This window comes from Pseudomonas sp. BMW13 (assembly GCF_013357275.1).
Taxonomy (GTDB): Bacteria; Pseudomonadota; Gammaproteobacteria; order Pseudomonadales; family Pseudomonadaceae; genus Aquipseudomonas; species Aquipseudomonas khazarica.
Genome location: NZ_SUKD01000023.1, coordinates 14,098 through 35,704, shown reverse-complemented (window position 1 = coordinate 35,704; position 21,607 = coordinate 14,098). Strand labels below are relative to the sequence as shown.

Below are 21,607 nucleotides of genomic sequence, written 5' to 3'. Positions count from 1 at the left end.
TTTTTATCCCTCGACGCGGTTGCGCCCTGACTGCTTGGCCCGGTAGAGCGCCGCATCCGCGCGCTGCATGAGCGCCTGCGCCTGCTGCTCGCCTGCGAGCAACGCGGCGACCCCGATGCTGAGCGTGACCTCGCCGAAGGGTGAGTCGGCATGCGCCAGCTGCAATGACCTGACGGCTTCGAGCAGGCGCTGCGCAATCGCGCAGGTGCCATCCAGATCGCTCATCGGTGCAAGCAGGACGAATTCCTCGCCACCGTAGCGGGCGATGACATCGGTGGGCCTGCCCAGGGCCGTGGCGAGCGCCTGGGCGATCTGCCGCAGGCAGGCATCGCCTGCCGGGTGGCCGTAGCGGTCGTTGTAGGGCTTGAACCAGTCCACGTCCATGATCGCCAGGCCCAGAGGCGCTGCATGGCGCGCGGCACGCTTGCACTCCAGCGCCAACAGCTCGTCGAACTGGCGGCGGTTGGCGATGCCGGTCAGGGCATCGGTCATGCTCAGGGTTTCCAGGCGCTGATTGAGTACCTGCAGCTCCTCGGTACGCTGGGCGACACGTCGCTCCAGCTCGCGCTCGGAGCGCTGCAGGCTCTCCACCAGCTGGTCCTGCGCCTGCAACAGCTGCGCCTGGGCCTGGAGCTTCTCCTGGCGCATCACGTTGATGCGATCGGCCAGGGCGAATGCCAGCAGCAACATCTCCAGCGATGAACCGAGCTGCAGGCCATCCTCGGTGAACACATTGGTCGGCAACACGCCAAGGGCACGCAGGGTCGTACTCGCACCACCGAGAATCAGCAGGCCGAAGGCGGCCAGAAAGAAATAGGCGCTGCGCTGACGCTGCAACGCACAGGCCACGCCCACGCCGATCATCACCACGGCGGCGAGCAGGAACAGCAGGATGGCATAGCGCGACACCTGGGGCAGCGCCAGGGCGAACACAACAGGACTGGCCAGAAAGAACAGGATCATGCCACGCAACAGGCGGTCGCCCCAGGGCAGCGTCACCTCGGTCTGCAACATGCGCCGCATGAACAGCATCAGCGCACTCAGGGCCAGAGACGCACTGGCGTAATAGGCGACGTTGGAGTTGAGCGGCAGGCCGAACAGCAGCCAGTCCGGCGCCATGCCGTTCTTGATGGTCACGCAGCCCACCGCACCGAGCACGAAGCAGACGTAGAGCAGGTAGATCCGCTCCCGCAACGCGATGAACAGCATGAGGTTGAACAGGATCATCGCCAGCGCGATGCCCACGTAGCCGCTGCGCGCCATGTAGTCGTTGCGCTCGTGAGCGTGGAGTGCCTCGACCGACCAGAGCTGCAACGGCACCAGCAAGCCGATGCTCGATTCGACCCGCAGATAGACCGCCTGCTGCGAATGCGCCGCCAGTTGCAGCGGGAAGACGAAGTTGCGGTTGTCATAGGCCTTGCTGGTCTGCGGACGATCGGCTCCGGTGCGCCAGACGGCATAGCCACCCTGCCCGTCCGGCACATAGGCATCCACCAGGGAAATGCGCGGATTGCTGACCACCAGCAGTCGCTGCACGGGCTCATCGCCGCTGTTGCCGATGTCGAGACGAAACCAGTAGGCCGAGCGAGTAAAACCCAGCGCGAAGGATGCACCACTGGCCAGGCCGTGCTGGAACTGCCGCGCCATTTCGGCGGTGCTGACCGCCTGCACCGTCAAGGCCCGCGAAGGGTCTTGCAGCACGCCAACCTGCGCCGTGAGCGACAGCGGCTCCTGCGCCATCTCGACGGCATCCACGACACGCGCCCCGGCCCAGGTTGGCAGCGCATGCAGCAGCAGGCTCAAGAGCAGCCAGGAAAACAGCCGAGCGTGGTGATGAATGTTCATGGGGCGGTATCGACCGGGACGCGCATACCCGCTCACGGATGAGCCGAAGGGTTCTGGAGTCTACAAGACAAGTCGGCCGCCCTGCATCCATCACAACGTAGCGCTATCGGACGCGCGTGCCTTCAGCACTTTTCTCCGTTGCCCCCGATACCCGACCGTCACGATGTACAGCAGTGGACCGATGGAGAGAAACACCATCGTCAGCGCCAGATACGGCAGCATCGATACCCACGAATACCCTCTCGCCCGTGCATCCCGGTAGATCCAGGTACCGGCCATCGCCCCCAGCAAATAGAGATCGATGACCACTTGAGCCGTGTCAGGGCGAGATAGAAGCTCCAGGCCGAAAGCGAGCAAGGACTGGTCGGCGATAGCCATCGTCCAGGCGGTGTAAGAGGAAAACAACAGCAAGGCTGCCAGAGCCAGGTGAGGTCTGTTCATGCGCGGTTCCTGATCGATGACTGACCAGGAACAACCTAGCGACCTGTTCGCACTTCACTCAATGACCTGTCAGGTCATAGACAAGGCATGACAGGCGGTGCCAGAGTCTCGCCATGAATGCCCCACAGCCACTTACATCGCCCTCTGCTTCCGCGGCTGGAGCACAGCTGCGCCAGTTGCGCCGTCAGGCCAGCCTGAGTCAACTCGACCTGGCGCTGATCACCGGTATCTCCCAGCGGCACCTGAGTTACATCGAAACCGGACGCGCCAGACCGAGCCCATCGACCTTGCACGCACTGCTGATGGCGCTGGAGGCACCGCTGGAACACTGTAACAGTGTCTTCCTCGCGGCTGGCTATGCGCCCCGCTATGGCTGCGCTCCACTCGCATCGCCGTCACTGGCAGTTGTTCGTGATGCGATCGGTCACGTACTGCATGCCAACAACCCGGCGCCTGCCATCGCCCTGGACAGTCAATGGCAGGTACTGGCGGCCAACGCCAGTACGGCGGCACTGTTCGGGCTGCTGGAATTGCCGGTGAATGCCCTCGAGGGTCTGAATCTGCTGGTCACGCTGCTGCAAACCGGCGGGCTGGGCGACCAGTTGCTCAACGCCGAGGAAATTCGCACCGTAGCCTGGCAGCGTGCGTCCCGCGAGGCACTGGCCAACCCGGATCTGGCACGCCTGCTGGCCGAGCTGCCAGCGCCAGCCTGTCCGCCGCCGATGGCGGATGAGTCTGCGCCTCTGGTGATGACACGCATCGCCTCAGCGGAGGGAGAGCTGAGCTTCCTGTCCACCTTCACCACGTTCGGCATGCCGCTCGATATCACCGTCGCGGCGCTGCGCATCGAGCACCTGATTCCTGCCGATGCACAGACCTGGCGAATCATGACTCAGGCCCATGAGCGCTCCTTGAAGCCTTGCTCGTAAACCGTCCCGCATTCACGGAAGACCCTATGACACCCGAACAGATCGCCACTTTCTGCCTGAACCTGCCCGGTGCCCGCGAGGACTTCAAGTGGGGCAGCAACCGGGTGTTCTCCGTCGCCGGCAACAAGATGTTCGCCATTCTCGACTTTCTCGGCGAAGACCTGGCGTTCAAGGTCGACAGCGACCTGTTCCTCGGTTACGTCGACCGGCCGGGCATCCGCCCTGCCCCGTACCTGGCCCGTGCTCACTGGATCAGCATGAGCGCCAGGCAGTTGCCGCTTGCCGGTCAGGAACTGACCCAGCTGCTCACGCGCTCGCATCAGCTGGTGGTGCGCCGCCTACCCAAGCGGCTGCAACCCGGTCTGTTACTGGACGAGTAACGGGACGTAGCGGGCAATATGAGTGCCGTCGAGCCAGAGCAGGTCGAGCCAGAGCACCTGATGCGCAGCGACGATCATCCAGAACACTATCTGGTAGGAGACTTTGCGCGTCTTGTGGCGCAGCAGTTGCTGGGCGATCAGCGCCCCAGGCCAGCCGCCCAGCAGCTCGACCAGATGCAGGGTCTTCTCGGCGATGCGCCGGCTGCCGTCCTGTGCGCTGCGCTTGTCCAGCCAATACTGCAGGACGCTCAGCAGGCTGGCTGACAGGTAGAGCGGCAACAGCCACCACAGGCCCTGGTCGAAGAGTTTCAGCGCGGCGATCAGGGGCAAGGCACAGAGTAGAAGGAAAACCGTGGCCTTGGCGGGAAGATGGCGGATGGAGCCCTGCCCCGTGCTTTTGCGCGCCGTACGCGGCGCTGATCCTTTCGCATCGGGGTTCTGCGGTTTGCGCCGGATCGCCTGCCGATCGAGACTCATTTCCCCAGCCAGGCGCAGATGCTCGGCGCGCAGACGCCCGCGCTCGTCTCGCCCCTCGACATACAGCACCCGGTCACCGCTTTGCGGGCGACGGTCACCGCGCATCGCCGATATATGGGCGAAGACGTCCGCCCCGCCGCTCTCGGGCTGGATGAAACCGAAGCCCTTGTCGTCGTTCCAGCTTCTCAGGCGCCCCCTGCGTTCGGTGCCACTCACGGTTGCGCCGTGCTCCAGTCGATCAGATGCAGTTGCCAGGTCGCGAGAATGAGCAGGCCAAAGGCGATCCGGTACCAGGCGAACACCGCATAGCTGTGGTTGGTGATGAACCTGAGCAGCGCACGCACGGTGATCATGGCGACGATGAAGGTACTGACGAAGCCAATGGCGAAGATCGGCAGATCACTCGTCTGCAGGATGTCGCGGTACTTGACCAGGGAGTAGACCGTGGCCGCCACCATGGTCGGCATGGCCAGGAAGAAGGAAAACTCGGTCGCGGCCTTGCGCGACAGGCCGCAGACCAGGCCACCGATGATCGTGGCCCCGGAACGGGACGTCCCCGGGATCAGCGCCAGGCACTGCGCGAATCCGACCTTGAGCGCGAGCTGCCAGGTCATGTCGTCCACCGACTCCGCCTGGATCGGGTGCTCTCGGCGCTCCGCCCAGAGCATGACGATGCCACCCAGGATGAGCGCCGTGGCCACTGTGATGGGGTTGAACAGCCAGTGTTCGATCAGGTCCGCGAAGGCCAGCCCGAAGATCACCGCCGGAATGAACGCGAGAAACAGGTTGAAGCTGAAACGCCTGGCTTTCGGATCGCTGGGCAAGCCGACGAGGACACCGACGACCTTCGCACGGAACTCCCACATCACCGCCAGAATCGCGCCCAGCTGGATGATGATCTTGAAGGCGGTGGCCTTTTCGCCGTTGAAACCCAGCAGGTCACCGACCACGATCAGGTGCCCCGTGCTGGAGATAGGCAAAAACTCGGTCAGCCCTTCGACAACGCCCAGCATCAGGGCCTGAAAAGCCATCCAGATATCCATTGAATCTCCCAAAACGCGGCAGGTGCCTTATGCGCAAGACTAAACGTGGAGCACGGCCCCGGCCCTGGGACACAAATCGATCGCGGAAGTTCCCTGACGCGGCTTGGCCCGGCCAGCACTCAGGTTTGGCGCCGGGCGGCCGAAATGCTATCAGACAACTAGAGTGAATAATGCCTTGATGTGACAGTATTGCCTTGCCCTCCATCGAGGTGGCCCTGATCCCGACAATTACAACAATCAGGAATACGTCCATGAACAGCTTACGTAGTCTTCCCATCAGCCGGCGTCTATGGCTGATCCTGGTGCTGGCCATCCTGACGCTGATCCTGCAGGGCGCCTACATGCTGCGGCAGATCCATACCGATCTGTATCTCGGCAAGTCGGAAAAGACCCAGCACGTGGTCCAGAGTGCCGCCGGCATCCTCAAGTACTTCCATGGCCTGGAGAGCGCCGGAACCCTGAGTCGCGAGGAGGCGCAGAAGCAGGCCATGGAAGTCGTGCGCGGCCTGCGCTACGACGGCCAGGAGTACTTCTGGATCAATGACCAGACCCCGGTCATGATCATGCACCCGACCAACCCCAAGCTCGAAGGCCAGAACCTCTCCGCGTTCAAGGACCCGGATGGCAAGGAACTGTTCAACGAAATGGTCGCCATCAGCCGCAGCAAGGGGGCCGGCCAGGTCGACTACCGCTGGCCCAAGCCGGGTGCCAGCGACCCGGTGCCGAAGATTTCCTACGTCGAGCTGTTCGAACCCTGGGGCTGGATCATTGGCTCCGGCGTCTACGTCGACGACGTGCAGGCCGAGTTCAGGACCCAGGCGCTGAGCGCGATGAGCATCGGCCTGCTGATTGCCGTGCTGCTGGTCGTGCTGGTAGTGCTCATCACCCGCAGCATCGTCCAGCCACTGCAGGCCGCCGTGGATGCGATGGCCAGCATTGCCAGTGGCGAAGGCGACCTGACGCGTAACCTCGACAGCCACGGACGCGACGAACTGACCGCGCTGGCCACCTATTTCAACGCCTTCACCGAGAAGCTGCGCCAGGTTATCCGGCAGATGCTCGACTCGGCCGGCTCGCTGGATCGGGCCGCCGCCTCGCTTGGCGACATTTCCAGCGAGGCGCAGCGCCACAGCCAGCAGCAGGCGCAGCAGATGGAACTGGTGGCAACCGCCGTGAACCAGGTGACCTACGGCGTGCAGGACGTGGCGAAGAACGCCGAGCACGCCTCCAGCGAGATGCAGAACGCCGAGGACCAGGCCGGCCAGGGCCAGCAGAACATCGACGCCAGCCTGCGCCAGATCGACCAGCTGTCCGGCACCATCGACAAGGCCGTCGAGGTGATCCAGTCGCTGGCCAGCGAAAGCACGCAGATCGGCAGCGTCCTGGAAGTGATCCGCTCGATTGCCGAGCAGACCAACCTGCTCGCCCTCAATGCCGCCATCGAAGCGGCCCGTGCCGGCGAACAGGGACGTGGCTTCGCCGTGGTCGCGGACGAAGTCCGTCTGCTCGCGCAGCGCACCCAGCAGTCCACCGCCGAGATCCAGGGCATGATCGAGCGCCTGCAAGGCAACTCGGAAGCCGCCGTCAAGGTGATCAACGACAGCAGCCGTGCCTCTCAGCTGACCGTGGAACAGGCCAGCCAGGCCGGTGAAAGCCTTGCCCAGATTGCGCAGTCGCTGCGCAATCTGGCCGGACTCAACGCTTCCATCGCCAGCGCCACCTTGCAACAATCGCATGTGGTTGAAGACATCAACCAGAACGTCACCCAGACGGCGGCACTGGCCCACAACACGGCCGAGGCCGCCGAACAGTCGAGTGCTGCCAGCCAGCACCTGAAACAACTGGCTGACCAGCTCAATCGCCTGCTGGGGCAGTTCCGCGTATGAGACGTTCATGAGCAACATGCAACATCAGGAGGTCGACTTCAGTCGGCCACAGAACCAGGACCTGATCTGGGACCTGGACAGCATGGCCCGGCGCGAGCTGGCCGAGCGCTTCATCAAGCTGTTCGAGAATCGCCTGTGCGTGTACTCCGAATCGGTGGGGCAGCTGTATACCAACTACAGCCTGCACTTCCCCACCGACCTCGGGCGCAAGATGGTGGTGCTGCCCAACCCCTACGCCTTTCACGACACCCTGCACGGCATCGACAGTCACGCCATCCGCAAGACCGGGCTCTGCGTGCTGCCCGGCAAGGTCCTCGGCAAGCCGGGGCTGCTGCTCAGCACGCAGATCGTCGACGGCGGCCCGACACCCAAGACCATGGCCTTCAAACCGGCGCTGGCACAGATCATCAGCAACCAGAAGAAGGTGGGCGACCTGTTCCTGCCGGTACTGATGAAGGGCGACTTGCGCGAGTTCGACCAGCAGATGCCCTACATCCACCTGCACCGTCTGCAGCTGGCGCGTCTGGAGCGCCTGTCGAGCTTCGAGCGCGACGACATCCAGCAGACCATCACCCGCAAACTGCTGACGCTCTATCGGCAGGCCGACAGCCTGGTGTGCTGAGGCCGGCCAGACCAGTACAATCGCTGCCCTTTCATCGCTCCGAGGATGCCGGATGTCCTGGCTTGAACTCATTGCTGCCGGACTCGGCATCGTCGCGGTATGGCTGACGGTCAGGCAGAACCCCTGGTGCTGGCCCATCGGCCTGCTGATGGTGCTGCTGTACGCGTGGCTGTTCTATGACTGGCGGCTGTATTCCAACCTGCTTCTGCAGCTGCTGTTCGCGGGCTCGCAGCTCTACGGCTGGTGGCAGTGGACACGTGGCGGAGAGCAGCACGACGGGCGCAAGGTCAGTCGACTGAACCTCGCCAGCCTGGCGGCGGGCCTGTCGATGGGGGCGCTCGGAGCCTGGCTGCTTGGCTATCTCATGGCCAATCACACGGATGCCAGCGCCCCCTGGCTCGACGCCGCGCTGACATCATTCAGCCTGGTCGCCCAGCTGTGGATGGCCCAGAAACGCCTGCAGTGCTGGGCCCTCTGGGTGGTCGTCGACCTCTGCTACGTGGCGTTCTTCGTCCATAGCCAGCTGTACCTCACTGCCGGGCTCTATGCTGCCTTCACCGCGCTGGCCATCAGCGGCTGGCTGAGCTGGCGGCGTGACCCCGCGCTGCGCTACGCGCCATGAAGGTCCTGGTACTGACCGGGCCGGAGTCCAGCGGCAAGAGCTGGCTGGCGGCGGAAATTCAGGCGCGCTTCGGCGGCGTGGTGGTGGGCGAGTACGTGCGTCACTTCATCGACCGGCATCAGCGCGACACCTGCTATGCCGACATCGACGATATCGCCCGTGGCCAGCTGGCCTGGGAAGATGCTGCGCGTGCCGCGCGACCTGCACTGCTGATTCTCGACACGCACCTGCTGAGCAACCTGCTCTGGAGTCGCTGCCTGTTCGCTGATTGTCCGGGCTGGCTGGAAACCGAGCTGCTGGCCCGTCACTACGACCTGCACCTGCTGCTCGACCCCGCAGGCGTGCCCTGGATCGAAGACGGGCAACGCTGCCAGCCATTGCTGGCCGAGCGTCAGGCATTCCACCGCGCCTGCCACGACTGGCTGCAGGACAGCGGGCAGCGCTACGTCGCCCTGTCCGGCGACTGGGCCGAACGCCGCGAAGCCGCAATGACCCAGGTGGCGACGCTGCTCGACTCAGCGAATCAGCACGCTGGCCCAGGCCAGTAGCAGGCTGGTGCACACCACCAGGGTCAGGGGGGTGCGCAATGCGGGATACCACTGCGGTGCGAGGCCAACGCGTACCGCATGCATGTCGGCCAGGTACAGGCCGATGAACGACAGCAGGAAGATCGGCAACGTCAGCGCGATGGGCAGGCCGCTGGCCAATGCCGCCCAGCCGAGCAGCGGCGGAACCACCGACAGGCCCAGTTGCAGCTTGGCGTTCTCGTCAGTCTCCTCGGCGCGCATCGCCAGGCCCCAGTGGATGGCGCCCATGAAGGCCAGGATCACCGCAGCAAAATCCAGCAGCGCGTCCAGTACGTAAGGCCGCCAGCCCAGGGGAATCACCCAGATCCCGGCGGCGCCGCTGACGAAGGGCAGCAGCCCGGCATAGCCCAGCAGGACGGCCAGCTGCGGCGGCTTTTCGGCGTCGAACGGATGCATGAAGATCTCCCGCGATACGTTTGCCATGCACCTTAGCAGTGTTTCCCCGGCGAAACAGTAACGCCCCTTCAGCGCAGTCGATGTTTGTGCAGCAGGCGATAGAAAGTTGGCCGGGAAACCCCGAGCGTACGGGCTGCCTGGCTCATGTTATGGGTGTAGCGCCCCAGCACGTCGTTCAACGCCTGACGCTCGGCGCGCAGGATGTAGTCCTCCAGGGTCACCGGGTCATCATCCGTTGCCTGCGGTGCCTCCAAGCCAAGGTCCGTGGCGAGTATCTGGCGCCCTTGTGACAGGACCAGGGCGCGCAGCAGGCGGTTGCGCAGTTCGCGCACGTTGCCCGGCCAGGCATGCGCCATCATGGCTTCGATCGCCTCCTCGCTGAAACGCCGGTGGTGGCGACCGATGGCCACGCCGTGACGCCTGGCGAAGTGCTCTGCGAGCATCAGCAGATCGCCGGGATGCTCGCTCAGGGCCGGCGTATGCAGTTGCCGGGCGCTCAGCAGCCGATAGAGGTCCTCGCGAAAGTGCTTCGTCTGCAGCGCCGCTTCCAGCTCATCGCCACTGATGACCAGTAAACGCAGGCCGGGGTGGCCCTGCAGGTGGTGCAGCAGGTGCTGCTGGTCAGCGCTCGAAAGGGTCGTGATGCCTTCGAGCAGAATCGTCGTGCTGGCTGCCGCAGCCAGAGTCGCTGAGTGTCCGGCCTGATCGAACAGCCCTCCAGGCAACTGCGTGACATCGACCTGCAACATCCGCCGCTGCGCAGAGGCGGTGCGCTCGTGCAGCAGTTGCGCCAGAAGGTGCTTGCCACTGCCACGCGGACCTCGAATCAGCAGCGGCCCGTCTCTCCTGCCCTGTTCATCCAGCTGCTTGCGCAGGCTACGGGCCTGGCCGCTGTTGCCCAGGAACTGCCGTGGTTTCTTGCTTTTCGAGCGCAGCAAGCGAGCGCCTGCCTGGGCCTGCTGCAGGGTCTCGAGCAAGCCTGGCACGTCCACCGGCAACGACAGCACCGCGAACAGCCATTCATGGGCCAGTTCATCCAGCTCGCTGGAAGCTGCCGGCTGGGTGGCCGCGAGCGCGACGCAGCAGAGCCCCGTTCGCCGCAAGTGTGCAAGCAAGCTGGGTAACGGCTGTTCATGCAGATCGAGCAGCAGCACATGGCTAGTCGCGGTGACGAGCGTTTCCGTTGTGCAGCGGCGCAACGACCAACCAGCATCCTGCAACAGCGGAAGCAGTGCTTCGCATGCACCGATCGGCTCAAGCACCAGTAATTGCCGGGATGTGCCGGAAACAGCCTCCAACATACTCCATCCTTGGCGCCATTATTTTGTAATCCCATAAAAAACAACGATTTGGCGCTCACAACTGTAACGCTAGCAAGAACTTTGACGCTCCATGGATCATTTCTCTATATGGGTTGTTCCCGCTGGTTATTGCAGAGTTTTCATAATTGCCACGATGGCAACTTGCCAATGGCCTGCAGTATTGGCATAACAAGCCGATCAATAAGAACGCCACAAGGAAGTCCTAGATGCGTCTGCTCCGTCATACCCTGAAGCTCATTGTGTTGCTGGCACTGATCGGGCTGGCAGTCGCGCTGTACTACGTGGCCAACCCCAACCTGCCGAGCTTCGATCCGCCGAAGGAGCTGCACTATCTGCAGCAGTGGAACGACGAGCAGCGCCAGACCTACTACTACACCCCCCAGGGCACTACGGTTAAGGGTCTGCGCTACGACTGGTTCACCGCGCTGGAGATGCCCTTCGGCAAGGAGAAGTTCGCCCGCCTCGACTACCTCGCCCGCTTCGGCTTCCTGACCGATCCGAACCAGCAGGCCAGCGACCTCAACCCCGGCAACCTGCCCGTCGGCTTCACCCGTCATCAGGACGACGAGAGCGGCGAGCGCTTCCTCGATATCAGTTGCGCCGCCTGCCATACCGGCGAGCTGCGCTACAAGGGCCAGGCAGTGCGCATCGATGGCGGCGCCGCCCTGCACTCCCTGGCGTCCACCGTACCCACGCTGCGTGGTGGCGGCTTCGGCCAGGCACTGGGCATGAGCATGGCCTTCACCTACTACAACCCGCTGAAGTTTCGCCGCTTCGCCCAGCAAGTGCTGGGCGAGCAGTATCCGCAGGGCCGGGATCAGCTGCGGGAGGATTTCAAGCAGGTGCTCGACCGCCTGCTGGCCACGGCGATGAACGACTGGCATCGCGGCCTGTATCCGACCGAAGAAGGCTTTGGACGCACCGACGCGTTCGGCCGCATCGCCAATACGGTGTTCGGCGACGTGCTGGATGAAGCCAACTATCGCGTCGCCAACGCCCCGGTGAGCTACCCGCAACTCTGGGACATCTGGAAGTTCGACTGGGTGCAATGGAACGGCTCGGCCATGCAGCCCATGGCGCGCAATGTCGGCGAGGCCCTTGGCGTCGGCGCCAGCCTGGACCTGCTCGACGAGCACGGCAAGGGCGTTGCCGAGGCCGATCGTTATGCCTCCAGCGTGCGCGTGCATGACCTCCACACCCTGGAGGAAACGCTGAAACAGCTGCAGCCGCCGAAGTGGCCGGAGGCAGTATTCGGCAAGGTGGACCTGCCGCTGGCCAGCCGTGGCAAGGCGCTGTATCTGGAAAACTGTGCCTATTGCCATGCTCCCGATCCCAAGCCACGCGACCAGCGCCTGGCGCCCTCGCGTGATCCCGAATGGCGGATGCGCATCGTCCCGACCAGCATCGTCGGCACCGACCCGACCACCGCCGACAACATCGCCGATCACCGCTTCGATATCAGCCGCCTGGGCTGGACCAAGGCCGAGCTGTCGCGCCTGGACGTCAAGCTGTTCGGCGCCAGCCTGGAGGACGTCGACTTCAAGAGCATCTCCAGCGCCAAGGGCCTGGCCTACATCACCGCCTACGTGGAGAACCGCGCCTACCAGGATGCTGGTATCGGCCCGCGCCAGCGCTACGACATGGATGGCTATGGCCTAGCCATCGGCGTGCAGGAAAAACGCGGCTACAAGGCCCGGCCACTCGACGGCATCTGGGCGACCCCGCCGTTCCTGCACAATGGCTCGGTGCCCAACCTGTTCGAGTTGCTCTCGCCGGTCTACGAGCGGCAAAGCCAGTTCTGGGTCGGCAACTTCGAATTCGACCCGGTACGCGTGGGGTATCGCAGCGAGGCCTTCAGCGGCGGCTTCCTGCTCGACACCCGGGTAACCGGCAATGGCAATGGCGGCCACGAGTTCCGCGATGGCTGCCGCCAGGAAGGTGTGATCGGCCGCGCCCTGTCGCCGGACGAGCGTCTCGCGCTGATCGAGTACCTCAAGGTGCTCGGCAACAGCGCGCTGGAAAACCAGCTCAGCGATGTCGCCGTGCGCCCCTGGACACCAGGCCCGAGCTGCGAAGGCTGATTTCAACCGATACGTTCTAGAACAAGGATTGCAACGATGTTGAAAGGTCTCTGGCTCTGGCTGGGTCGTCTGCTGGGTAAACTGTTGCTCACCGTCGCGCTGATCGGCCTCGTTGGCTGGGGCGCCGGTGAACTCTACTACGCCTGGAAGTTCTCCGGCCCGGTGTCGACGCAGGAGCAGATCCCTGCGGACGAGGCGGCGCTGACCCGCCTGATCATCGAGGATGCCGTGCGCATCGTCGAGCAGCACCGTGACAATACCCGCGTGCTGCGCGACGCCCATGCCAAGGCTCACGGTTGCGTCAGGGCGGACGTGCAGGTCCTGGCAGACCTGGACGCGTCGCTGCGCCAGGGCGTGTTCAGCGAGCCCGGGCATGTCTGGCAGGCCTGGATGCGCCTGTCCAATGGCAATGCCTACCCGCAGTTCGACCGCGCCCGCGATGCGCGCGGCATGGCGATCAAGCTGCTCGACGTGCCCGGCGAGAAACTCATGAAGAGCCCGCAACATGCCGGCGAGCAGGACTTCGTGATGTTCAACCACCCCGCTTTCTTCGTTCGCGACGTGGCCGAATACCGCAGCAACTTCGCGGCCCAGGCCGACGGCCAGAAAGTACAGGCCTTCTTCCCCAGCTGGGATCCTCGCACCTGGGAAGTGCGCCATCTGGTCATCGCCCTGAAGACGCTTTCACCGGCGCCGGAGAGCCCGGTTGATACCACCTACAACTCGATCGCGCCGTTCAAGCTTGGCGACCTGAACATCAAATACCGCGTAGTGCCCGCGCCGCAGAACTGCCCGCCCTATCAGTTGCCGGAGCAGAACACCGCACTGCCCAACTTCCTGCGCAACGCGTTGTACCAGCAACTGTCGCTGGACCGCGCGCCCGCCTGTTTCGAACTGCAGGTGCAAAAACAGGATGCGCAGTACTACATGCCCATCGAGGACCCCTCCGTCGAATGGGATGAAAAACTGTCGCCGTTTGAAAGTGTGGCCCGTATTACCGTGCCGCCTCAGGACTTCGACAGCCGCGAACAGAATCTCTTCTGCGACAATTTGTCCTTCAACCCCTGGCATGCACTTGCAGCGCACCGCCCTATTGGCGGCATCAACCGTTTGCGCAAGTCGGTATATGAAGCGGTGAGCGCCTATCGCCATCAACGCAACGCTGCGCCGGCCGCTGCAGCCCCCGAGAACAGTGCGTCTCAGGTCGATGAAGAAGAAACGGGTACGGAACTTTCGCAGTAGAAAGTTGTAATGGCGAGACGCACAAAGTTCTCGCCAGGACACGCCGCACAGGCAATAAAAACTTTTTTCAGCAACCTGTGACTTATGGGTGCACTGAGTTCATCAACAGTAACGAAAGGCCAAGTCGATAATGGACTGGCCGCAATTAACTGTTGGGATCAACTCGGAGAAACCGACCCCATGAACACACCGCTGCGTTTCAACGAAGCCCTGCTGATTGCCGATCGTGCCTTCCGCCCGTTCCAGTGCGTTGCCTGGGCTCCGCAGGATGGCACCGGCGTCGTCAGCATCAGCGTCATCGACCGCACCAGCACTCGCCTGCTTGGCCGCCAGCTTTCCAGCGCGACCTACAGCGACCCGCAGCAGCTGGAAGATGCCCTGCAGCGCTCTCGTGACGAGCTGCGCAGCCAGGGCTTCGACCTGGCGCCGTGGAGCATGCCGGAGTAAGTCGTCCGCGCTCGGGGCGCCCTGGCGCCCCTGCCTGGATTGAGCATCTTGCGCGCAGCCACCGCCGCTTGCAGACTGGACGAATCGATCCTCTGCCGAGCCCATCGCCATGCTTGAGCTGCGCCCCAACTGCGAACGCTGCGACTGCGATCTCCCTGCCGCCAGTGTCGACGCCCTGATCTGCTCCTTCGAATGCACCTTCTGCCGCACGTGCGCCGAGCAGGCGCTGGCGCTGCGTTGCCCCAACTGCGGCGGCGAGCTGGTCAAGCGGCCGATTCGCCCCGCCGAGAAGCTCGAACGCTTCCCCGCTTCCACCCAGCGCGTTCACAAGGTCTGAAACGACGAAGGGGCGACCTCTGGTCGCCCCTTCGCTACGCCTGACGCGGACTCAGTAGTACGCGTTCTCGCGATTGCTGTGGTCGGTCACGTCGCGCACGCCCTTGAGTTCGGGAATGCGTTCCAGCAAGGTTTTCTCGATGCCTTCCTTGAGGGTGTAGTCGGCCTGACCACAGCCCTGGCAACCACCACCGAACTGCAGCACCGCAATGCCTTCGTCGACCACGTCGACCAGGCTTACCTGACCGCCATGGCTGGCCAGCCCCGGGTTGATCTCGGTCTGCAGGTAGTAGTTGATGCGCTCGTTGAGCGGGCTGTCCTCATTGACCATCGGCACCTTGGCGTTCGGCGCCTTGATGGTCAGCTGGCCGCCCATGCGGTCGGTGGCATAATCCACCACCGCGTCCTCCAGGAACGGCTCACTGACGCCATCGATCCAGGCCGTGAAACTGGCCAGGCCAACGGCGTTGTCTTCCGGCTTCTGCTCACCCGGCTTGCAGTAGGCAATGCAGGTTTCCGCGTAAGGCGTACCCGGCTGGGTGATGAAGATACGAATGCCGATACCCGGAGTGTCCTGCTTGCTCAGCAGCTCGGCCAGGTAGTCATGCGCGGCATCGGTAATGGTAATAGTGCTCATGGCAACTCCTCACGGTCATGGAGCGAAGTGTACGCCAACTGACGCCCTGAATATAGTCCTACTAATTTACTCAGGATAGAGACTACCCCCTCGCCCGCCCGCATCCCAGCGAGCGGCGAGAGGTCGGCAGGGCGTCAGAGGTTCTCGTAGCGATTCATGTCGAGCACCCCCGCCTCCAGGGGCTGGGTTGCACGGATGTGCTCGCTCAGGTCATGGAAGTAGCGCCAGAACTCGGGATGACTGCGGCGTATGCCCCAGCGCTCGACGATGCGCTCGAACGATGCCTGGTCGGTCACGCCCTCCATCTGACTGACGAACTCATCGATCTCGATGGCTGGCAGCCTGAACAGGAAGTTCGGGTAGCTGCTCAGCACCTCCGGGTAGATGGTCAGGGTGTCCAGGCGCGGCTGGTAACGCAGCTCCTCGCCCAGCATGAAGGCCACGTTACTGTGCGCGCGATTGCGCAACACGCTGTAGATCTCGCGCGAGCCATCGTCGAGCTCCACGCGCAGCATCGTCGACTCGGGCAGCTGGTCGATGACCTTCAAGCCACCCGCCGGGCGACTGGTCAGGCGCGCCAGCGTCTGCTCGACGTGCTGCAGGTCTTTCGACAGGCCTTCGCGGTAGCAGCGCGCGCCCTTGCAGCGATTGATCGGGTCGGGCCGCGCATTGAGCGTGGCGTAACGCGCCAGCAGCTGTTCGGCGAACTGCTGCTTGGGATCCTGCCCGGCCAGGTTCAGCGCACTCGGGCTGCGGTGATCGACCGAGGTGTAGTCCAGCAGCATCTTCAGCTTGCCGCTGTTCTGGTACCAGTCGTCCAGGTAGCCCTCGCGTGAATCCGCCGGCAGCAGGCGCAGGAAGTTCACCTCGGCGCCATTGCGGATCAGGTCGAAGTACAGGCGTGTCTGCGCCTGGTGCGAGACGTTGCCGAACACGTCGAAATTGACCACCAGCTGGTAATAGGTGCGTTCCAGCAGCGGGTAGTCCATCCACCAGAGGGTCTGTGGAACTTCTCCGAGCAGGCCTTTGCGCACCGAAGCGCTGTCATGCTGACGGAAGATCGACAGCAGCGCATTGTCATTGCCGCTCCAGATGTGCGCCCAGTCCGCTGGCGGCGCATCGGCGTAGGCGTCCTGGCGCAGGTCTTCGTACTCGTTGCGCTTGTCGCGGTAGTTGCGCCACAGCCCGAGCAGATCGCCGATGTCGTCGAACTGGCCCGGCATCGCCAGCAGTGGCGTGGCCTCGCGCCGGTAATCGGCATCGGTGACATAGAGATCATGCTCGGGGTCCTGGAACAGCGCCCAGAAGTTGTCGCGAATCACGTCGGTGGCAATCTGCCCGCGGCACACCGGGCCACGGATGAAGGTGCGCACGAAATACTCGGCGTTATCCAGCATGAACTGATAGCGCGCCCGTGCCGGAATCGCGGCGAAGGTCTCGAAGGGATTGGCACGCCGCTGCGCGCCATAGCCGGGCACCGCGTCGAGCGTCCAGTCGTCGGCGAAGAACAGCGCCTTGACCCGCGCCAGCTTCTCCTCGCCCAGCGGATAGGTGATGTGGGTCTTGTGCACGATCACGCCCTGGATCGGCCACAGGCGGTAGTAGAACTCGGTACCGGGATCGTCATTGGGGCGCCGCGTGGCGATCGGGTCGATGGCCTGGCCGCTGGGCGTTCGCGAACGCACCATCTGGAAGAAATGCCCCGGCTCGCCGCCGTCGAAGTGCAGATGGGCCAGGAACAGGTGCTCGTACAACCAGCGCGAGACCAGGTTCTGCCGGGCGCCCGGTGCGTTCAGGAACGCCTCCCAGGTCTCGACCTGACGCAGCTCCTCGGCGCTGGGCTGCACGGCCCGCTCGGAAACCTGCGCGCCCTGCTCCAGCCACTGCTCCAGCGTCGCGTACTCGGCGTCTTCCAGCCCGGTCACCGCGAATGGCATGCCGCCGTGAGGATTCTTCTGTGCGTAGTCCGCGAACTCGCCCGGTGTCGGGCAGGTGTTGCTGCGCGTGATGGCGATATCCAGGTTGTCAGGCAGCTTGGCATTGGGCTCCAGCGGCTGGCTGCGACCGAGTTCGAGCATGCGTTTGATCAGCGCCGCCTGACCGTTCTGCGCATCGAGCACCGAGTGGAAGTCACGCTTGCGCCAGGCTTCCTCGCCCTGGGCATCCAGGTACAGCCGCGTGGTCGCCTGCGCCTTGGTACGCGTGCCGTCGTACACCAGTTGCTTGCTGGCACCGCGCAGGATGCCCTCGCCACTGCCGAGGTTGAGCTGGCAGGGGGCGTCGTAGCAGGTATGGCAGGCCACGCATTTGTGGGTGAGGATCGGCTCGACGTCATCGCTGTAGGAGATCGGCTCAGCGCGGGCCAGGCCGCCGGCTGCAAGTGACAGGAACAACAGAACAGCGGGCTTGAGCATGACAGCATCCTTGATGGCGGTGACGCGATTCTAACGACAGCTCGCCACCGGCAACATGAATGAAATTCATGGACATGGCGCCGGCGCTCCAGAACCCTGCAGCTTTGCTATCATCGCGCACCTTTGTTTCCGCTTTGCTCAGGTAGTTACCCATGTCCGATCGCAGCGCCCGCCTACAAGCCCTCCAGCAAGCACTGAAGGAGCGCATCCTGATCCTCGATGGTGGCATGGGCACCATGATCCAGAGCTACAAGCTGGAAGAAGCCGATTACCGTGGCGAGCGCTTCGCCGACTGGCCGAGCGACGTCAAGGGCAACAACGACCTGCTGCTGCTGACCCAGCCGAAGGTCATCGCCGAGATCGAGAAGGCCTACCTGGATGCCGGCGCCGACATCCTGGAAACCAACACCTTCAACGCCACCCAGGTGTCGCAGGCCGACTACGGCATGGAGTCGCTGGTCTACGAGCTGAACGTGGCCGGCGCCCGCGTGGCCCGTGAGGTCTGCGATGCCAAGACCCTGGAAACGCCGGATCGCCCGCGCTTCGTGGCCGGCGTGCTCGGCCCGACCAGCCGCACCTGCTCGATCTCCCCGGACGTCAATGACCCCGGCTACCGCAACGTCACCTTCGACGAGCTGGTGGACAACTACACCGAAGCCACGCGCGGCCTGATCGAGGGCGGCGCCGACCTGATCCTGATCGAGACCATCTTCGACACCCTGAACGCCAAGGCGGCGATCTTCGCCGTGCAGCAGGTGTTCGAGGAAGATGGCGTCGAACTGCCGATCATGATCTCCGGCACCATCACCGACGCGTCCGGCCGGACCCTGTCCGGGCAGACCACCGAAGCCTTCTGGAACTCGGTGCGCCACGCCAAGCCGATCTCCGTCGGCCTGAACTGCGCCCTCGGTGCCAAGGAGCTGCGGCCGTACCTGGCCGAACTGGCCGCCAAGGCCGACACCCAGGTTTCCGCTCACCCCAACGCCGGCCTGCCCAATGCCTTCGGTGAGTACGACGAGACCCCGGAACAGATGGCAGCGGTGGTCGAGGAGTTCGCCGCCAGCGGCCTGCTCAACATCATCGGCGGCTGCTGCGGCACCACCCCGCCGCACATCAAGGCGATCGCCGAGGCGGTGGCCAAGCATGCCCCGCGCGTCATCCCGGAAATTCCCAAGGCCTGCCGCCTGTCCGGCCTGGAGCCCTTCACCATTGATCGCAGTTCGCTGTTCGTCAACGTCGGCGAGCGTACCAACATCACCGGTTCGGCCAAGTTCGCCCGGCTGATCCGCGAGGAGAACTACACCGAAGCCCTGGAAGTCGCCCTGCAGCAGGTGGAAGCCGGCGCCCAGGTGATCGACATCAACATGGACGAAGGGATGCTCGATTCCCAGGCGGCCATGGTCCGTTTCCTCAACCTGATCGCCGGTGAGCCGGACATCTCGCGCGTACCGATCATGATCGACTCCTCCAAGTGGGAAGTGATCGAAGCGGGCCTCAAGTGCATCCAGGGCAAGGGCATCGTCAACTCCATCTCCATGAAGGAAGGTGTCGAGGCGTTCAAGCACCACGCCCGCCTGTGCAAGCGCTACGGCGCCGCCGTAGTGGTCATGGCCTTCGACGAGGTCGGCCAGGCCGATACCGCTGCGCGCAAGAAGGAAATCTGCCAGCGCAGCTACGACATCCTGGTCAATGAAGTGGGCTTCCCGCCGGAAGACATCATCTTCGACCCGAACATATTCGCCGTCGCCACCGGCATCGAGGAGCACAACAACTACGCGGTGGACTTCATCGAGGCCTGCGCCTATATCCGTGACGAGCTGCCCTACGCGCTCAGCTCCGGCGGTGTGTCCAACGTGTCGTTCTCCTTCCGCGGCAACAACCCGGTGCGCGAAGCGATCCACTCGGTGTTCCTCTACTACGCGATCCAGAACGGCCTGACCATGGGCATCGTCAACGCCGGCCAGCTGGAAATCTACGACGAGATTCCGAAAGAGCTGCGCGACGCGGTCGAGGACGTGGTGCTCAACCGCAACGACGGCGCCACCGAGGCGCTGCTGGCCATCGCCGACAAGTTCAAGGGCGACGGCGCGGCCAAGGAAGTGGAGAACGAGGAATGGCGCTCGCTGCCGGTCGGCAAGCGCCTGGAGCACGCACTGGTCAAGGGCATCACCGCCTTCATCGTCGAGGACACCGAGGAATGCCGCCAGCAGTGCGCGCGCCCCATCGAAGTCATCGAAGGTCCGCTGATGAGTGGCATGAACGTGGTCGGCGACCTGTTCGGCTCGGGCAAGATGTTCCTGCCGCAGGTGGTCAAGTCCGCCCGCGTGATGAAGCAGGCGGTGGCGCACCTGATCCCCTTCATCGAAGCGGAAAAAGGCGACAAGCCGGAAGCCAAGGGCAAGATCCTCATGGCCACGGTCAAGGGCGACGTGCACGACATCGGCAAGAACATCGTCGGCGTGGTACTCGGCTGCAACGGCTACGACATCGTCGACCTCGGCGTGATGGTGCCGGCGGAGAAGATCCTGCAGACCGCCAGGGATGAGAAGTGCGACATCATCGGCCTCTCCGGCCTGATCACCCCGTCGCTCGACGAGATGGTGCACGTGGCCAAGGAGATGCAGCGCCAGGGCTTCAACCTGCCGCTGATGATCGGCGGCGCCACCACCTCCAAGGCGCACACTGCGGTGAAGATCGACCCGCAGTACAGCAACGACGCCGTGGTCTATGTCACCGACGCCTCGCGTGCCGTGGGCGTGGCGACCCAGTTGCTGTCGAAGGAGCTGAAGAGCGACTTCGTGCAGAAGACCCGCGACGAATACGTGGTGGTGCGTGAGCGTACCTCGGCCCGCGCCTCGCGCACCGAGCGCCTGGGCTATGCCGACGCCATCGCCAACAAACCGGCCTTCGACTGGGCCAGCTACGTAGCACCGAAGCCAGGCTTCACCGGTGCCCGCGTGCTGGACGACATCGATCTGGCGACCCTGGTCGAGTACATCGACTGGACGCCGTTCTTCATCTCCTGGGACCTGGCCGGCAAGTACCCGCGCATTCTCACCGACGAGGTCGTCGGCGAAGCGGCCACCAGCCTGTTCAACGACGCCCAGGCGCTGCTGAAGAAGCTGATCGACGAGAAACTGATCAAGGCTCGCGCTGTGTTCGGTTTCTGGCCGGCCAACCAGGTCGCCCACGACGACATCGAGGTCTACGGCGACGGCGGCGAGAAACTGGCCACCCTGCATCACCTGCGCCAGCAGACCATCAAGCCGGACGGCAAGCCGAACCTGTCCCTGGCCGACTTCGTCGCGCCGAAGGAAAGCGGCAAGACCGATTATGTCGGCGGCTTCATCACCACCGCCGGCATCGGCGCCGAGGAAGTGGCAAAGGCCTACGAGGCCAAGGGCGACGACTACAACTCGATCATGGTCAAGGCGCTGGCCGACCGTCTGGCCGAAGCCTGCGCCGAGTGGCTGCACGAACGTGTGCGCAAGGAGTACTGGGGCTACGCCGCAGGCGAGCAACTGGACAACGAAGCGCTGATTCGCGAGCAGTACAACGGCATCCGCCCGGCGCCCGGCTACCCGGCGTGCCCGGACCACACCGAGAAAGCCACGCTGTTCAAGCTGCTCGACCCTGAGGCCGACTACCACAAGGCCGGCCGTAGCGGTGTGTTCCTCACCGAGCACTACGCCATGTTCCCGGCGGCGGCGGTCTCCGGCTGGTACTTCGCGCATCCCGAGGCGCAGTACTTCGCCGTCGGCAAGGTGGACAAGGACCAGATCGAGCAGTACAGCAAGCGCAAGGGGCAGGACATCGGCGTCAGCGAACGCTGGCTGATGCCCAATCTCGGCTACGACGACTGAGGCGACGGCGCGGGTTCAGCGGTACCCGAGCGGCGCA

General features: G+C 63.9%; 18 protein-coding genes and 2 pseudogenes. 12 read left to right on the top strand and 8 right to left on the bottom strand.

Features of this window, described 5'->3' with window-relative positions:
- Window positions 1–3 precede the first annotated feature (3 nt).
- Window positions 4–1,845, bottom strand: a complete 1,842-nt coding sequence (locus tag E4487_RS18260) for a diguanylate cyclase (RefSeq protein WP_175254042.1) — start codon at window positions 1,843–1,845, stop codon at window positions 4–6.
- A gap of 90 nt (window positions 1,846–1,935) precedes the next feature.
- On the bottom strand, window positions 1,936–2,286 hold the full coding sequence (locus tag E4487_RS18255) for a DUF2834 domain-containing protein (protein WP_175254041.1): 351 nt from the start codon (window positions 2,284–2,286) through the stop codon (window positions 1,936–1,938).
- Between the two features lie 113 nt (window positions 2,287–2,399).
- Here E4487_RS18255 and E4487_RS18250 point away from each other — a divergent pair, with 113 nt between their 5' ends.
- Together E4487_RS18250 and E4487_RS18245 are read left to right on the top strand one after the other, a co-directional pair.
- A complete protein-coding gene (locus tag E4487_RS18250) occupies window positions 2,400–3,215 on the top strand; it encodes a helix-turn-helix domain-containing protein (protein WP_175254040.1) in 816 nt (271 codons plus the stop codon).
- A 26-nt stretch (window positions 3,216–3,241) separates the two neighbouring features.
- Window positions 3,242–3,595 (top strand): MmcQ/YjbR family DNA-binding protein, encoded by a 354-nt coding sequence (locus tag E4487_RS18245; RefSeq protein ID WP_134675831.1) that lies wholly within the window; start codon window positions 3,242–3,244, stop codon window positions 3,593–3,595.
- Here E4487_RS18245 and E4487_RS18240 read toward each other — a convergent pair.
- Both E4487_RS18240 and E4487_RS18235 read right to left on the bottom strand, forming a co-directional pair.
- Complete coding sequence (locus tag E4487_RS18240; protein WP_175254039.1) at window positions 3,581–4,288, bottom strand: DUF1294 domain-containing protein; 708 nt, start codon at window positions 4,286–4,288, stop codon at window positions 3,581–3,583. The genes E4487_RS18245 and E4487_RS18240 overlap by 15 nt on opposite strands.
- Window positions 4,285–5,115, bottom strand: a complete 831-nt coding sequence (locus E4487_RS18235; RefSeq protein ID WP_134675829.1) for an undecaprenyl-diphosphate phosphatase — start codon at window positions 5,113–5,115, stop codon at window positions 4,285–4,287. Before E4487_RS18235 ends, E4487_RS18240 begins: the two co-directional genes overlap by 4 nt.
- 251 nt (window positions 5,116–5,366) lie before the next feature.
- Between E4487_RS18235 and E4487_RS24945 the strand changes: the two are divergent.
- The 5 genes and pseudogenes from E4487_RS24945 to E4487_RS18215 all read left to right on the top strand — a co-directional run.
- A pseudogene (locus E4487_RS24945) lies at window positions 5,367–6,098 on the top strand (cache domain-containing protein); the annotation flags it as partial.
- Window positions 6,099–6,233: 135 nt separating this feature from the next.
- Window positions 6,234–7,001 (top strand): annotated as a pseudogene (locus E4487_RS24940) (methyl-accepting chemotaxis protein); the annotation flags it as partial.
- A 7-nt stretch (window positions 7,002–7,008) separates the two neighbouring features.
- A complete protein-coding gene (locus tag E4487_RS18225; protein ID WP_037047499.1) occupies window positions 7,009–7,623 on the top strand; it encodes a hypothetical protein in 615 nt (204 codons plus the stop codon).
- A 52-nt stretch (window positions 7,624–7,675) separates the two neighbouring features.
- Window positions 7,676–8,245 carry a nicotinamide riboside transporter PnuC gene (pnuC, locus tag E4487_RS18220; RefSeq protein ID WP_175254038.1) on the top strand — a complete coding sequence of 190 codons (570 nt, stop codon included), beginning with the start codon at window positions 7,676–7,678 and terminating at the stop codon, window positions 8,243–8,245.
- The gene (locus E4487_RS18215) at window positions 8,242–8,793 is read left to right on the top strand and encodes an AAA family ATPase (protein WP_175254037.1); all 552 of its coding nucleotides are present in this window, start codon (window positions 8,242–8,244) and stop codon (window positions 8,791–8,793) included. Before pnuC ends, E4487_RS18215 begins: the two co-directional genes overlap by 4 nt.
- Here E4487_RS18215 and E4487_RS18210 read toward each other — a convergent pair.
- Window positions 8,761–9,228: a DUF3429 domain-containing protein gene (locus tag E4487_RS18210; protein WP_037047509.1), complete on the bottom strand. Its 468-nt coding sequence runs from the start codon at window positions 9,226–9,228 to the stop codon at window positions 8,761–8,763. The two genes, E4487_RS18215 and E4487_RS18210, sit on opposite strands and share 33 nt — an antisense overlap.
- Before the next feature lie 68 nt (window positions 9,229–9,296).
- Window positions 9,297–10,427, bottom strand: coding sequence for a sigma-54 dependent transcriptional regulator (locus tag E4487_RS18205; protein ID WP_257229455.1), 1,131 nt, complete (start codon window positions 10,425–10,427; stop codon window positions 9,297–9,299).
- 329 nt (window positions 10,428–10,756) lie between these two features.
- On the opposite strand from E4487_RS18205, the gene E4487_RS18200 reads away from it, so the two are divergent.
- The 4 genes from E4487_RS18200 to E4487_RS18185 all read left to right on the top strand — a co-directional run bounded on the left by E4487_RS18200 (window position 10,757) and on the right by E4487_RS18185 (window position 14,657).
- Entirely contained in the window at window positions 10,757–12,631 is a 1,875-nt protein-coding gene (locus E4487_RS18200) for a di-heme-cytochrome C peroxidase (RefSeq protein WP_150609684.1), read from the top strand.
- A 36-nt stretch (window positions 12,632–12,667) separates the two neighbouring features.
- Window positions 12,668–13,873 carry a catalase family protein gene (locus E4487_RS18195; protein WP_175254035.1) on the top strand — a complete coding sequence of 402 codons (1,206 nt, stop codon included), beginning with the start codon at window positions 12,668–12,670 and terminating at the stop codon, window positions 13,871–13,873.
- 180 nt (window positions 13,874–14,053) lie between these two features.
- On the top strand, window positions 14,054–14,320 hold the full coding sequence (locus tag E4487_RS18190) for a hypothetical protein (RefSeq protein WP_037047516.1): 267 nt from the start codon (window positions 14,054–14,056) through the stop codon (window positions 14,318–14,320).
- Between the two features lie 109 nt (window positions 14,321–14,429).
- The gene (locus tag E4487_RS18185; RefSeq protein ID WP_175254034.1) at window positions 14,430–14,657 is read left to right on the top strand and encodes a DUF1272 domain-containing protein; all 228 of its coding nucleotides are present in this window, start codon (window positions 14,430–14,432) and stop codon (window positions 14,655–14,657) included.
- 51 nt (window positions 14,658–14,708) lie between these two features.
- Here the strand turns inward: E4487_RS18185 and nfuA are convergent, their stop codons facing one another.
- Together nfuA and E4487_RS18175 are read right to left on the bottom strand one after the other, a co-directional pair.
- Complete coding sequence (nfuA, locus tag E4487_RS18180) at window positions 14,709–15,293, bottom strand: Fe-S biogenesis protein NfuA (RefSeq protein WP_037047521.1); 585 nt, start codon at window positions 15,291–15,293, stop codon at window positions 14,709–14,711.
- A 134-nt stretch (window positions 15,294–15,427) separates the two neighbouring features.
- Complete coding sequence (locus E4487_RS18175; RefSeq protein WP_175254033.1) at window positions 15,428–17,707, bottom strand: fatty acid cis/trans isomerase; 2,280 nt, start codon at window positions 17,705–17,707, stop codon at window positions 15,428–15,430.
- 152 nt (window positions 17,708–17,859) lie between these two features.
- On the opposite strand from E4487_RS18175, the gene metH reads away from it, so the two are divergent.
- Window positions 17,860–21,570 (top strand): methionine synthase, encoded by a 3,711-nt coding sequence (gene metH, locus E4487_RS18170; protein ID WP_047591039.1) that lies wholly within the window; start codon window positions 17,860–17,862, stop codon window positions 21,568–21,570.
- Window positions 21,571–21,607: the final 37 nt, after the last annotated feature.

What these genes read in the sequence shown, in the direction of transcription:
- E4487_RS18260 (WP_175254042.1), bottom strand. Translation starts at nt 1,845, where the DNA reads ATGAACATTCATCACCACGCTCGGCTGTTTTCCTGGCTGCTCTTGAGC.
- metH (WP_047591039.1), top strand. Translation starts at nt 17,860, where the DNA reads ATGTCCGATCGCAGCGCCCGCCTACAAGCCCTCCAGCAAGCACTGAAG.
- E4487_RS18235 (WP_134675829.1), bottom strand. Translation starts at nt 5,115, where the DNA reads ATGGATATCTGGATGGCTTTTCAGGCCCTGATGCTGGGCGTTGTCGAA.
- E4487_RS18190 (WP_037047516.1), top strand. Translation starts at nt 14,054, where the DNA reads ATGAACACACCGCTGCGTTTCAACGAAGCCCTGCTGATTGCCGATCGT.
- nfuA (WP_037047521.1), bottom strand. Translation starts at nt 15,293, where the DNA reads ATGAGCACTATTACCATTACCGATGCCGCGCATGACTACCTGGCCGAG.
- E4487_RS18255 (WP_175254041.1), bottom strand. Translation starts at nt 2,286, where the DNA reads ATGAACAGACCTCACCTGGCTCTGGCAGCCTTGCTGTTGTTTTCCTCT.
- E4487_RS18225 (WP_037047499.1), top strand. Translation starts at nt 7,009, where the DNA reads ATGAGCAACATGCAACATCAGGAGGTCGACTTCAGTCGGCCACAGAAC.
- E4487_RS18215 (WP_175254037.1), top strand. Translation starts at nt 8,242, where the DNA reads ATGAAGGTCCTGGTACTGACCGGGCCGGAGTCCAGCGGCAAGAGCTGG.
- E4487_RS18250 (WP_175254040.1), top strand. Translation starts at nt 2,400, where the DNA reads ATGAATGCCCCACAGCCACTTACATCGCCCTCTGCTTCCGCGGCTGGA.
- E4487_RS18245 (WP_134675831.1), top strand. Translation starts at nt 3,242, where the DNA reads ATGACACCCGAACAGATCGCCACTTTCTGCCTGAACCTGCCCGGTGCC.
- E4487_RS18185 (WP_175254034.1), top strand. Translation starts at nt 14,430, where the DNA reads ATGCTTGAGCTGCGCCCCAACTGCGAACGCTGCGACTGCGATCTCCCT.
- E4487_RS18175 (WP_175254033.1), bottom strand. Translation starts at nt 17,707, where the DNA reads ATGCTCAAGCCCGCTGTTCTGTTGTTCCTGTCACTTGCAGCCGGCGGC.
- E4487_RS18200 (WP_150609684.1), top strand. Translation starts at nt 10,757, where the DNA reads ATGCGTCTGCTCCGTCATACCCTGAAGCTCATTGTGTTGCTGGCACTG.
- E4487_RS18210 (WP_037047509.1), bottom strand. Translation starts at nt 9,228, where the DNA reads ATGCATCCGTTCGACGCCGAAAAGCCGCCGCAGCTGGCCGTCCTGCTG.
- pnuC (WP_175254038.1), top strand. Translation starts at nt 7,676, where the DNA reads ATGTCCTGGCTTGAACTCATTGCTGCCGGACTCGGCATCGTCGCGGTA.
- E4487_RS18195 (WP_175254035.1), top strand. Translation starts at nt 12,668, where the DNA reads ATGTTGAAAGGTCTCTGGCTCTGGCTGGGTCGTCTGCTGGGTAAACTG.